This window comes from Paraburkholderia sp. GAS38, from assembly GCF_050434965.1.
Taxonomy (GTDB): Bacteria; Pseudomonadota; Gammaproteobacteria; order Burkholderiales; family Burkholderiaceae; genus Paraburkholderia; species Paraburkholderia phenazinium_A.
In genome coordinates this window covers 738593-750957 of record NZ_JBNDJO010000002.1, presented here as the reverse complement: position 1 = coordinate 750957, position 12365 = coordinate 738593, and the positions used below count along the sequence as shown (strand labels likewise).

The 12365-nt window shown below is 55.0% G+C and carries 9 protein-coding genes; 2 read left to right on the top strand and 7 right to left on the bottom strand.

Annotation, left to right across the window (positions count from 1 at the left end; all coding sequences use genetic code 11):
* Nucleotides 1-1170: 1170 nt before the first annotated feature.
* The gene (locus P3T42_RS07490; RefSeq protein ID WP_429305590.1) at nucleotides 1171-1476 is read left to right on the top strand and encodes an H-NS family nucleoid-associated regulatory protein; all 306 of its coding nucleotides are present in this window, start codon (nucleotides 1171-1173) and stop codon (nucleotides 1474-1476) included.
* 938 nt (nucleotides 1477-2414) lie between these two features.
* Here P3T42_RS07490 and P3T42_RS07485 read toward each other — a convergent pair.
* The 6 genes from P3T42_RS07485 to P3T42_RS07460 all read right to left on the bottom strand — a co-directional run bounded on the left by P3T42_RS07485 (nucleotide 2415) and on the right by P3T42_RS07460 (nucleotide 9078).
* Nucleotides 2415-2609, bottom strand: coding sequence for a hypothetical protein (locus tag P3T42_RS07485; protein WP_429305589.1), 195 nt, complete (start codon nucleotides 2607-2609; stop codon nucleotides 2415-2417).
* 73 nt (nucleotides 2610-2682) lie between these two features.
* Nucleotides 2683-2970 (bottom strand): PAAR domain-containing protein, encoded by a 288-nt coding sequence (locus P3T42_RS07480; protein WP_429305588.1) that lies wholly within the window; start codon nucleotides 2968-2970, stop codon nucleotides 2683-2685.
* A 217-nt stretch (nucleotides 2971-3187) separates the two neighbouring features.
* Nucleotides 3188-3664, bottom strand: a complete 477-nt coding sequence (locus P3T42_RS07475; protein WP_429305587.1) for a hypothetical protein — start codon at nucleotides 3662-3664, stop codon at nucleotides 3188-3190.
* A 1-nt stretch (nucleotide 3665) separates the two neighbouring features.
* The gene (locus tag P3T42_RS07470; RefSeq protein ID WP_429305586.1) at nucleotides 3666-4124 is read right to left on the bottom strand and encodes a hypothetical protein; all 459 of its coding nucleotides are present in this window, start codon (nucleotides 4122-4124) and stop codon (nucleotides 3666-3668) included.
* 5 nt (nucleotides 4125-4129) lie between these two features.
* Nucleotides 4130-6541 carry a peptidase M23 gene (locus P3T42_RS07465; protein ID WP_429305585.1) on the bottom strand — a complete coding sequence of 804 codons (2412 nt, stop codon included), beginning with the start codon at nucleotides 6539-6541 and terminating at the stop codon, nucleotides 4130-4132.
* 2 nt (nucleotides 6542-6543) lie between these two features.
* Nucleotides 6544-9078 (bottom strand): type VI secretion system Vgr family protein, encoded by a 2535-nt coding sequence (locus P3T42_RS07460; RefSeq protein ID WP_429305584.1) that lies wholly within the window; start codon nucleotides 9076-9078, stop codon nucleotides 6544-6546.
* A 474-nt stretch (nucleotides 9079-9552) separates the two neighbouring features.
* Here P3T42_RS07460 and P3T42_RS07455 point away from each other — a divergent pair, with 474 nt between their 5' ends.
* Nucleotides 9553-10413 (top strand): hypothetical protein, encoded by an 861-nt coding sequence (locus P3T42_RS07455; protein WP_429305583.1) that lies wholly within the window; start codon nucleotides 9553-9555, stop codon nucleotides 10411-10413.
* 1206 nt (nucleotides 10414-11619) lie between these two features.
* Here P3T42_RS07455 and P3T42_RS07450 read toward each other — a convergent pair.
* Nucleotides 11620-12186: a DUF3592 domain-containing protein gene (locus P3T42_RS07450; RefSeq protein WP_429305582.1), complete on the bottom strand. Its 567-nt coding sequence runs from the start codon at nucleotides 12184-12186 to the stop codon at nucleotides 11620-11622.
* Nucleotides 12187-12365 lie beyond the last annotated feature (179 nt).

The following is a 12365-nucleotide window of genomic DNA, read 5'->3' as shown; positions in this document are numbered from 1 at the left end:
GCGCGCGACCCACAAGGGACCTTCGGCGCCCCCGGTAGCGGACATTCGCGAGCAACTATTCGACTGGTCCAAGGTCGATATACTGTCGTCGCGGCGGGGGGAAGGACACTCCGTCAGGGGCACCAGTGGGTAATGCCGACCGCGCCCAGGGTCTTGGGCACCGTCTGCGTAATAGTCAGGCGCAGACCTTGCCCCGCCGCACCGATTGATTGAAGCTCACTGCTATGCCTCGCTACCGCCCTTCCCTAAAGGCCGAAGCGCATGTTCGCGCGGTAGTTCTCGGGGCGCATCGCCTGCTAGCCCGTAAACTTCAATACCACTCAATAGACCAGCGCTCTCAAAAATAAATATCCCGATCGGCGCATCATCGGGACCAAAAATAAAGTCCCCGAGAATGTGTACGCCGGGGGGCGCTGGTTCGTGACCTTTGACTTGGAAATTGATAGACCCACAGCCGCAGGGACAGCGCCACGGCGTTATCTCCGCAACTGCGAGTTGCCCAAGAAATTCTCGCGCTTCCGGCTCACCATGTTCAAGCATCCAACGAGCCAGAGACATCTCTGATGCAGATAGTGGGCGGTTTTGTGCGGGAGGATTCATGGGGTGAGAATTCGGCCGTCATCCTTCGGATTGTGAACAATGTACGCAGCGGTGTCGAGTGACCGGAACTGGCCGCGCACAGCCTCGTGCAAAGGCATAAACGACCTGAGCCGCGCAAATCTCCGGTTGGCGGCACGCGACCCGACGCAGCAGGTGGAAAAATACTGAAGGGAAAATTGCCGGTCGTCCCTTGTGACTGACGGCAACGCAGCGCGCGGAAATCAAAATAAAGTTGGCAGCGGGTGCCACGGCGCGCGGCCTTGCAAAAGAATACGGTGTGTCACATCCGCCCATCAGCAAGGAGGCAGCGGCTGCCGCCTGAATATTCCGGCAGCACGCGGCGGACAATGGTCACGGCTCCAGTTGCAGCGTGTGCTCGCGCGTATCGACGCCGCCGAGAAAAATGCGACCGCCAATGACGCGGCAACCACTGGCGTCTGATTCTTGGATACCATGCTGCATATTTCAGCGTTGAGGGTGCAGGCCGTGACAGTTCACTCACGTGCCGACATCAGGAAAGCCTCGCTATATATTTACGATTTAATCATCGATAATTTCTGGAGGTAGATTTTGGCAACGTATGCGAAGCTGAAAGCGCAACTCGAAGCGCTGCAACAACAGGCAGAAGCCGCACGGCTCGCTGAGTTACAGACAGTGGTCGAGCAAGTACGCGCGACGGTGCGGGAGTACGGACTAACCGTTGAAGACATTTTCGGTCGTCAGCGAGCGCAGCGCGGTACCACGTCGAAGTCAGTACCCGCAGCAAAATATCGCGATCCAAAAACCGGCGCAACCTGGAGCGGACGTGGGCGTGAACCAGTGTGGATCAAGGGTAAGAAGCGCGAGCGCTTTCTGATTCAATTGGATGAGTCGTAAACGCCAACCAATGTTCTTCGCGGCCCCATTTGTGCAGGTGTTGCGCCACTTCGCAATCCCGCAAGTGCATGGGCAGAATTCACGCGCGATAGGAGATGCGAATTCAGCGAGTTACGCGTCAGTGGTTACGGAGCGACTTTGTGTGATCGAGGTCCGGTTCCTCGCTCCAGTGTCATGTACTCGTCCAGACGTGAATCTTTCACTCTGTACCAGACCAGCTTGCTTCCTCGACGCATAAATACATCCGATTCCGGCGCAAAGTGAGGGCAAGGGGCACTCTCGTCACCCCATCCATCGTCATAGCAAAGTCGAACGTGCAGTTGGCCGTTGCGCGCCACTCCGCTTACCATGCCGGACCAGGCTTCCTGATTGGAGCCATCGCTCCATGTACCGGACACCATGTGTCCCCGCTCCGACAGGTGTAATTCCGCACCGTGAAAACGCACTCCGTCGTCGTCCAACTCAAAGTACGACCAGTCACCGTCGAACCCACTCGTGGCAGATGCGACAGCAGGAGCTACGGCGAGAACGACAAACAAAAAGGTAGATACGAACCGCAGTCTCACTTGCATCAGCACCCCAGGTACAACCTCAAGTACGTCATAGGTCGCCTACTGACAAATCACCGTTCCACCGTCCGCGCTTACCTGCCGACACATCGGTGTCGAAGGCTGCGGAGCACACCCAGGAAGATTCTTGCCGAGTCCGATGCAGGGATCGGTGGGTGTCGCGGGTGGAAGCGGATTAGGGTGAGCAGCAGCAAACGCTGCATTGGTGCGCATCACCTGGGCGTCATAGTCATGTTTGAGCTTTATGGCTTTCTCTTGCCACATAGCTGCCTGACTGGAATCGCCCTTATCTAACGCTTCCTGTCTATGCTTCAGGAAATCGTAAGTTTTTATAGAATACGCCAACTCTTTTGGGTCCGAGCCTGTTTGCTAATAATAGGCAATGCGTTTGGCATAGACATCCAGTGAGTACAGGCCCGTCGAAGGATCGGGCGTCGGCATATTGCCATGGCTTTGTGCTGTGCGTAGGTTCGGACCTGCCAATGACGTATAGGCCGGTGACGTACAGGCCGCCATGAGACCTGCGAAGCAAACGGACAGTGCAACTTTGAATTGCTGTTTCATTGGCATCAACTCCACCTTTTTTGGTCGAATTTTCCTGGAGCCGATTATAACCAAGCGCCGTGACGTGCCAGGATCAAACGTCAACCGACATCGAATTCTGTGAAGCGACGAGCTTCGGCGGCGGATCACAATTGCAGATGCACAGGTCTTCACTCAGAGCCGCATGCCGTCCGTCCGGTGCAGTCATCGACTGACGGGGGCCGTCACATTTAATCTTGCCCGTCGAATTGCAAGTCGGACATACCACCTCGTCACCTTCGTGCGCGACGTGCACACCGCTCAACTGGACCGTGGTGGGCTTCGCCTGCACAGTGCCGCTCGCGGTCGTCTTGTCGCCGTCCAGTATCAGATATCGCTTCATAATGTCGCCTGCAGTGATCGTGCGGTCCAAATGCCATCGCACGAGCAGGTGTCATCCCGCCTATGCGACTGCAAACCCATCGAGCTTGAACATGGTGGGCGTCGGCTTCGCCATCCAGACCGCAGAGGTTAAAATCATCGAACCAAAAAAGTCTGTGCTACACGTCGCCCTAGCATTCGGACGTGTAGCTCGGACGAAACTCGATGTCAGTAACGATTCAGTTCTTGCCACACGCTTGAAGGGGGAATTCCGGCGTATAGGCAGCATCGTGAGACTCGAACGTCGTCTTATTCACGTTCAAAATGTCAACGCCAAGGCGCGTTGCGATGGCAATGAATTTCCCATCTGCGCTGAAGTCCGCAGAATAAATCCCTGCGCCATACGTCTGCCGAGCGACTGCCTTGCGCTGCCCATCTAACTTGTAGAGCGTCAGATAGTTGGTTTGCGGAGATTGCGGATTTGCTTTCATAGGCATTCCGTACAGAACCAGGTAGGTATCATCCGGGCTGAAGCTGCCGCCGTCGACCTGGTGGCCTATCTTCGCGCTTGCGGATTTGCCGTCCTTTCCTGTGATCGTCAGCAAACCGGGCTTGGAAACCTCGGCCCGGTAAGCATCATCGCACGAGACCACCGCGTCGGCGGCGTGCGCAACGCCGCACGAAAACAGTAACGCCCACATCAGACTTCTGAACATTTCAACCACCAAATTTTGTAACGCAAATCTTCGGCTCATTCTCCGTAAAATATGTGCTAGTAAGGACCTTTTTCTTACTGTCTACTTTTAGATTGAGGAACTCGTCGCCGCACGCAGGTGACAGTTCTTCGAAGTTCCTTAATTCTCTGGAATAAGCAAATACACGATAGACCTCATAAACCCCCATGCCTTCATCCAAATACGATACTGCGAATCCTTTTGTTCCATCGAACCTGTAGTCCCCAATGCTCAGGTGCAGCTTCGATTCGGTATCGATGTCGATGCTTTTATCGACTTCCCCTTTTTCATCGGTAATTGCGTAAGAAACCTTGCCATCAGCTACTGAGACAGCCACGTTCGTTCCATCAACCGGACGAAAATGAATCTCATCACTCGACGCCCATGAGGATGGGCCAGCCAGGAAAAGAAATGCAAAAAACAAAAATCTGCTGAGTCTCATTTGATTCACTCCGGTCTATGCAAGTCGGCCTGGACTTGATTTTTTGGATGCGGTGGCGCAATCATCTGCAAAACATCCGACTGGATTATATCGGTTAGCTCGCCAAGGATATACATCGAATAGGCGTGCCGTTCATAATAGCCGTTAAAACCGCCATTGACCAATCTATTCACAAAACCAACGTTTTCCGCAGAATGACCTCTATCAACCACACGATTTATATTGATGCCCTGAGAAAATGGCTTCGAAACCCAATAAAATCCTCCGGAATCGCATGCCAGATCATGATCTTCAGCCACAATATCGGGATCAAACCGCGGTGCCCATGTCATCAATTGCCCATTGTCATTGGGGTTCGACGAATAGTGTTGCGAAGTCGATGTAATGCGCGGATGAGCAGCCGCAGAAGGGAGTCTCTCAACGTAAGGCCCAGAATGGTCTGGCAATTTCTTATACTCACCGTAATCCTTGTAATTTCCAGCCCACGTAAGCTGCATAATCCCTCTGCCATAAAAGGCAGCATAATACTGCGTTGCCGGGTTTGCGCTCGAATATTGACCAAATCCCCACTCATGCATCAGTCTTCTTGTTCCACCGAGATTACGCCACTGCGCGGTTTCCAGAAGGACCTGGGCCAAAAATATGGCAATCCGTTGCTGATCCGGGCCCAGGTATTTACGCGTGCACCGATTTAGCGGCGCTACGTAATCGAGAACACGAGCGCGAGCTTCGGCTTTGGTGATCGTATAAATATCATTGGCGGTCGTAATCGCGGTGCGCGGATTTCCACTTTCGGAGTAGAACAAATGACGCGGAAACGTCAACGCCATTTCATCGGTGCTTAGCCACCCGCACTTCCTGAAATGCCGGATGAACTGCAGCGGGTGGAAAAACCAGAGTTTGCCATCAGGCAAACCGGTTTTATCCCAGAACTGGAACTTCTTCAGCAGCGTCAGAAAATCGCTGTAGCCGGTCGGGTTGGTGTCCTTCTGCTTGCCGTAAAAGCCATCTGCATCGTTCAGCTTCGCGTAGCGCGTCTCATTGTGAGCGCTATCCCACTCGGTTGGGGCTTCGCAGATAAAGCCCTTTAGCATTGCGCGAACGGAATCATTGCCCAGGATGTAGTTGCACAACGCGTCTTCGTCTTGGTACTCGTTATCCTTTCCGTTGATCACAGGCTGCGGAACGCTACCGAGAATCTTTTTCAGTTCGTCGACGTCACACAGACCATCGTCCGTGTACGGCGTATTGGCATCACTGATCTTCGTCCAGCCCGCGAAGAACGGAAAATCCGCATCGGAAAGCTTCACGATGCTGCTGCCATTGATGTCGATGTAACCTTCTTGCCCTTGCGCATACGTGACCCGCAACCATGTCGCGCGAGGACTTGGCTGACTGATCGGATGCGGGTTGCCGCTCACACCCGGAGCAAAACCAGGCGGGGTATTTATTCCACCATCCTGCAACGTCGGATTAGGCGAGAGAATCCGTCCGAAGCGCAGCAGTTCGTAACCGTCGCTCGGACATTGCGGATACAGCGCGGTTGCCCGCTTGTAAAGGTCGTATTCGTACCCCGCTTCCTTGACGGGCTGCGGGGTAAGCAGCGTGCGCGTACCGTCCGCCTCCACGCTCCACGTGTTCGTGTACCTGCTGCCTTTGTGGAAGTATGTTTCGACGTGTAGCGGGTTCTGGTTCGACCCGTCTTGCAGCTTGTCGAACGCAATTCCTTTGAGCTTGCCGTTATCAACGCCAGGCGGGTAGTCCTGGAACTGCTGACCAGCCGGAATGATGAAGTAACTGTGCCCCCAGTAATCGGTACTCGTGGGGGTCGTTGGCTTTTTGTTATCGAGTTGCGTACTGTTGACGTAGCCAGTGAAGTCGCCGGGAAGCATGAAGATTTCAAGGTGCAGGTGACGCATTCCGTGACAGGCCCCGGCCAGCCCAAGCACATCCTTCCGGTACACCTTCTTGCCACCGCCTGACTGTCCTTCGTCGGACGTCGGCGTGCGCAGGAACTCCGGTAAGGAATTGACCTGTACGCCCAGGCCGGTATAGCTGTCCAGGTCCAGCAGATGCATGTAAAGCGAATAGAACGTGATGGAGCGACCGTCTCCCGTTTCGGTCGAATGCTTGAGCAGCACGAACCCTGCATTGCTATCGAGCACGCCTTCACCACCATCAATTGCTTTCTGGCACACACGGTAAGCCACCACCTCGCCGTCTGCGATGGCGCGTACCCGCTCATTCTGTGTGTCGGGCATCAGGTGGACGCCGGTATGCCAGCGTCTATCAAAGGCAATCGGATAGATGCCATGCGCGAGTTCGAACTGGTCGACGGCATCCATCATCGGATCGATGGCATCCGCACTAACGGACGCCGCGCCTGCTGCGGGCAAAAAGGGGGGGCTGATAATCATTGTTAGTGCGACATGTTATAGGTGTTCTTCATCTTGAGATCACCTTGCGGGAGGGATGGCAGCGGGGTATCGTCCCCCGCCGGTCCTTCAAACGAGTGCGATGCAGCTTTGACCGTGAATTTTCCAGGACAATGGATTTCCACGTTGCCGTTCTCAATCGTGATGCTCGCGCCACCGCTCGTCACAACCACTTTCTGTTTTGCCGCGACCAGCACATCCTGACCGGCACTGGATATGCGCAACTGCTTTTCCGAAAACAGATCCATCCCGTCGTTCTGTGCCTGAATCTCCACCTTGCCATTGCCCGCGAACAGCTTCATTCCGGCGCTCTGGACAAACAGGCTGATCTTTTCGGCTACGCTCGCCACGAACGATTTTCCGGCAGCGAAATATGTACTTTCGCCACTCACGAAATTCAGGTGCTGATCTGCGGTCATGCGTGCGGATTTTTCCGTTGAGATGCCGATTCCGGACGGGCTGCCGAATAGCATTTGCGGCTCACTGAAAGCGGTTGCATTGCCTGTACCGCCTCCGGCCGTCCGGCCTCCTGTAGATTGAGCAGCGACTGTATGTTTTGTCGCACTGGTGTACTGCGTGAGCGAATCGTGTCCCGGCTGCAGGCTTTCCGCGTTGCGCTGCCTGCTCGCGTCCGACAGACCCTTGACCACGTTTTCCGCGCGCATCAGTTGCTGCTGCGTATCCGACGTGTCGAACGGTTGGCTGCCTGCTGACGTGGTGTGCGTCGTGACGTAAAGACCCTTGTTCGCACGTACCGCGCCATACGCATCGGTTTTCAGGTCAAACCCGCTTCCCATATATGAGCCGCGCGTGTTCCCGTTCTGGTCAACCAGATAACCCAGGTGGAGCAGGCTGTTCGCGCTGCTGCTGAAAAGTCGCGCCCTCGTCTGACCGGTCGCGTCATCGAGAACCATCTCGTTATAGCCCGAGCCCGAGTACTCTTTGGACCGATAACCCGACAGTATTCCGTTGCTGTTCCATTGCGGTTTGACCGCACCGTTGTAGACCCGATGCAAAACCAGCGGCCTGTCGCAATCCCCACCGACATAGCCCACTATCACTTCTTCACCGATACGCGGAATATGGACACCGCCGTATCCGCTGCCCGTATCCGACTGTGCGACTCTTATCCAGCATGATGCCTGCTCGTTGCCAGGATTCAGTCGGTCCCAGACGAACTGAACCTTTATGCGGTTCAGTTCGTCCGTATAGGCTTCTTCCCCCTTCGGCCCAACGACAATCGCCGTTTCAAGGTGCATCTCGGGCTTCCGGTGCTCGAAAGGGCTGCGATACGGCACACTCACGCGTTGCGCCTCGACCTCGACCAGATAAAAGCCTTTGCTGCCGTCCGCGTGAGCAATCGTCAACGACTCATTGCCAGCACTTTCCGCCCTCGCCTCTGCGAGTTGCTTTTTCAGGCTATGTGGAAAATTCGATTCACCCGACGACAGCGGCAGATTGTTCTCGATGTAGCGCCGCACCTTTATTGCAGCGAATTCGCGCTGGCTGGCCTGATCGCTGTCATGCACCGGATGACTGTCCAGAGTGAAACGAAGGCCAGCGTCTATGGCAAGCACACCACCCGCGCCATGAAACCGCTTGGCCCGCGACTCCCATTCTTCCAGACGTATTTTCGACAGATGTTCGCCCCGGTCCTGCGTGGCGTAGGTGTACGGTCCCGTGTACTCGTACACCTCGGCCTGCTCAGGCAGGTTGCCCTGGTTCGCCCGCGTCGGCAGCGTCGTCCCTTTGGGATTGGACGGTGCGGATGGTGACTTGTAGTCGAATGTGCATGTCGTATGGATCGCACTTTGAAGTGTGCGTGATGCGCCCCATTGCGTGAATGCATTCGCCGCGCTGGTGACGCCAGAACGGTAGAATTCGACAGTCTCCGGCGACATCGCATCGAGGCTGTAGACGTCGTCGGTAATGACGAGCGTGTGCGACTTGCCGTCCGTGCTATGTCGCCAGAAGCCGAACAGGCCTTCGTCTTCCATCAGGCGATGCACGAAATTCCAGTCGGTTTCGCTCTGCCGACAGTAAGAGCGTGGCGGCAGCGGCTGTGATAGCGCAAACTGGAAATATCCCTTCGCCTGTGGATGCTCGTTGAATACGTCGGTAATGATTTCGTCGGCGGACTTGTCCTGCCAGTTCCGCATGTCGCGCCGGAACCTCAGGAAATGCATCCACGATGCGAAAGATAATTGATAGCTTGCCAGACTCCCATCTGCGCCAAGCCTTCGCGCCGTATGGATATAGCCGTTAACCGGCTTGTACGATTTATCACCCTGCTGTATCCAGAGTGTCATCGGCTGCGCGATGAGCTTCTTGAGCTCGACGTCGCCCGCCCCCGACAGCATATCCAGCGTCACGCTGAAATCGCGGCCCAGTTCGCCGTGCGTGACGGCACGGTGCGGCACCAACGTGTCCTTCGGCAAGGCAGGAATGTCGGTTTTCAGCAGTCGGTCCTGCTGAATCAGGCCACCCCGGATGGCCTGGACAAGGTCAGTCATGTTCATGCGTTATCCATCTTGTCGGGTAAGCGCCTCGCGTGCTCTCTCACGGAAACGCCTTCGTGAATCTGAATGCCTGCAATTCTGGCGCGATTTAGATGTTAAGAATTTACCGCAAATTAAAGCCCCCCGTACATCCTGAAAACGCCAAATCGTGTTTGGGTGCTTAGCCGACGACCATCTAATTCGGGGTGGTCGCGTACTGCGTAGCGATTTATCCAATATGCATACGAGATATGCATGGGTCGCCTGAGATGGGACGCGCGGCGGTATTTAATCGGTTGCACGGTGTCGGCCAGCCGCTCCGCCGGTTCCTGATTACGCAGGTGATGACGACCAGCGACCAATCAAGCAGCCGCTTCGTCTGGCAACGCACGAGGACTATCCCGCTCAAGATTGCACGGAAGTTGTCGATAAAAAGCATCGAATGGTCATAGCGTAGTTTTCTCGGTTCGAAACTCCTGGAAATACACCTGAACAATGAAAGCAGCAAAACCAAGTATTTTTCTGGCGTGGGCGTTGCCAGTGGCAGCCTTCGCCGGTACCGGATGTCTAGTAATACTCCAAAGCGAACACCCTTGGGTCTCCACGCTAACGCCACCACTAGGCCTCGAAAAGCATCCCCTGCTTGTCGGCTTTTGCTGCGTATTGGGAATATGTGCAGCGACCGCTGTCGCCATCTTCCGCCTTACGCTTCAGGAATTGGCGACCGGTCACCCCAAAAAAACGTGGGTGAAGTTTCGTGCGGAATGCTACGCGGCAGCCGGATTGTTGTCTGTGATCGGGTCAGTCGTCATCGGAGCGGCGACCGTTGACGCCTGGACAGATCAGGTTCACGAAATGGGCAACGCCGCAGCCCCAAAAATGACTGTCGTCTTTACAGACTGCAATGCGCGCCTCGAACGTAACCCAAACAAAGGGATGCCTTCAACTTCAAAGCCGGCCCAGCAGGCGTCGGTTGGTCACGACGCGGATCGTGCGCCCCGTGCCGTTAATGTCTCCGGGCAACAACCGACAGCACCATTCACAATGTATTGCGAATCATCGCAACCAGCGCCTGCTCCACCTACAAGAGATTTAGTTACGGTGGTGATGGCTGTAGTCATTTTCAGTCTAACGGGCTGTGCCGTTGCTACCAAACTGGCTATTGCTTGGCACGAGCATCAGAACTCCAAGGAGACACCCACGAAAACGCCAATAACCGATTCACCAGGCCCACGCGAATCATCGCCTACCCCCAACCCTCAAAGCCCCAACTTCCCCTCTCTACCGGCAATTTTGCTCGTCGGTCTAGCGCTTTTCTGTTTTTGGGCGGACAGTGGTCAAGGTCGCGAAAAGTAGTGAGGACGGCGGGCGATTTCGTCATGCGCATGTTTGTGGCACTTGACGGAAAGTAAAGCAAGATTTGTCGCGGGTGCCGCCACGCAAAAGAATTCGGCGCATCGCATCCGACCATCAGCAAGGCGGCAGCGGACGCCGCCTGAATTTCGTGCCACGGTGACTTTTTGAGCGCACCGCTCGTATAGCGTGTGACGTCGAGTGTCGCTGACCGACCCCGAACGGTCGGAGGCCGCAGCCATAAGCAGCCGTTCAAAGGCATCTCATTGCTCCAAGCGCTGCCCAGAAATGACCTCCTTTTAGACACGTAGCTGGCTAAGCCCGTCGTTCATCGCACAATGAATAAGTTCACCACGCGAAGTACACCGCGCTCGATTTCGCGCCACCGAGCAAGATCGGCTTTATCGCGGATGTTTGTAACTTCGGCCCGCACTCTGAGTTCGGGCACATCGAAATGAATTTCGCATCGAGTGAGCAGGTCACGCGGTGGAAGCTTCTTCAGAGTGCTCCTGCAAAACATGAATGTTGAGTCGTCTTCCGGGTCGTAAAAGTACTCCACCTGGTCGCTTGGGATATCCGTCGATGGGTGCTGAATCGAAACATAGTGTGCGAGGCCCCAGACATCCGGGGCTCTATCGTAGGGTCCCCAGTGTGTCTCATCCTCGTGCCACCGTTCCGCAACCGCCCTGGCTGCAGTCGGGTAATAATGAGTTTCAAAGCCTACATGTATCCAGCGGTTGCCCGGTGGCGGCAAAGTCTTTACCGTGTTGTACGACCGAATGTAGTCCGCGTAGTCGCTCGCATTCTCGATAGGTTTGAAATCGGTTTGCCGTATCTTGATTGCAAAATCGGCAATTTCGTTGTCGAACGTAGGGCGTTTGGGTGCTTTTTATAGGACTCAGCGCTCCAAATATCGATTCCTTTGTAGGCAACGGGCCCAATCAGGTACTCGGTCGGTACCACGAGCTTTGCTCCTCCCATGGTTCCCACAACCGGGCACGTCGCCCCTGTCAAAGGATTTGGCGTTTGGCGCGGAACCCCTGGCGCACACTCCTCTGCATTCGCCGTGGGAGCAGCGAACAAAAGCCCCATGAACATAAATTGCCTTAGACGCAAATGCAGCTTCGAAGTGGTAAAAGAGAGGTGCATAAATGAATACGCAATCGGGTAGCGGACCAGTATCAGCGAGCGGGTCGACTGATGGGCGTCTCAGTCGTCGGCACGGTGGCTTTTGAGCATTTTCACAAGCGCAAACGCGCCTAGGATCGCCCCGCCAATGGACATTGCCGATAAGCTCAAGGTCAGAATATCGAGCAAACTATCTTGCGGAAAGTCCAACACGGAGTGTTGCGGCACGGCAGGGTCGTAGTAGACCCATACAGTACTTCCAACTGCCCGAGTCTCTTCATCAGCTTCGGCTCGGTGCTTAGATGAAAACATATGAACGAAATAGGCATTGCTCAAGGCCGTGCTTTTAGCCTCGTATTTCCGCCCATTCACTGAATATGAGTAGGTCCAGCCGGTCTCCCAATTGACGTGGCGACCCATAGCCCGGTGAACGTATGCCGTCTCTATGGTTCCGTCGGTCGACGCCCAATTTTGCTGAATATTTTCCCAGTGCCAGCGATCAAAAACTCCGTACCCCAGCCACCCGCCACCGACCAATAAAGCGAGCAAATTTAGAGCAACAATCCCCTTCCGCAAAGGCTGCACTTTCACCTGCGCGCCACTAGATGATAGGTTGGTCACTATTAACTCTTCTGGTCGTTTTAGCATGGTTTGTACGATACATTCCGCAGCATCTCTCCGGCCCGTTTACGCACATTCGACAATATTTGACGCTGTTCATAGAGTGATTGTCAACAATTGGCATTCCTTCGTCGAATGTCTCAGACTGGCCGCGGCCCATCCGATGCAATCGGCATACGTCACCTGAAACTTACGGGCCGGTGGCA

What these genes read in the sequence shown, in the direction of transcription:
- P3T42_RS07485 (WP_429305589.1), bottom strand. Translation starts at nt 2,609, where the DNA reads ATGAAACAGCAATTCAAAGTTGCACTGTCCGTTTGCTTCGCAGGTCTC.
- P3T42_RS07480 (WP_429305588.1), bottom strand. Translation starts at nt 2,970, where the DNA reads ATGAAGCGATATCTGATACTGGACGGCGACAAGACGACCGCGAGCGGC.
- P3T42_RS07475 (WP_429305587.1), bottom strand. Translation starts at nt 3,664, where the DNA reads ATGTTCAGAAGTCTGATGTGGGCGTTACTGTTTTCGTGCGGCGTTGCG.
- P3T42_RS07470 (WP_429305586.1), bottom strand. Translation starts at nt 4,124, where the DNA reads ATGAGACTCAGCAGATTTTTGTTTTTTGCATTTCTTTTCCTGGCTGGC.
- P3T42_RS07465 (WP_429305585.1), bottom strand. Translation starts at nt 6,541, where the DNA reads ATGATTATCAGCCCCCCCTTTTTGCCCGCAGCAGGCGCGGCGTCCGTT.
- P3T42_RS07460 (WP_429305584.1), bottom strand. Translation starts at nt 9,078, where the DNA reads ATGAACATGACTGACCTTGTCCAGGCCATCCGGGGTGGCCTGATTCAG.
- P3T42_RS07455 (WP_429305583.1), top strand. Translation starts at nt 9,553, where the DNA reads ATGAAAGCAGCAAAACCAAGTATTTTTCTGGCGTGGGCGTTGCCAGTG.
- P3T42_RS07450 (WP_429305582.1), bottom strand. Translation starts at nt 12,186, where the DNA reads ATGCTAAAACGACCAGAAGAGTTAATAGTGACCAACCTATCATCTAGT.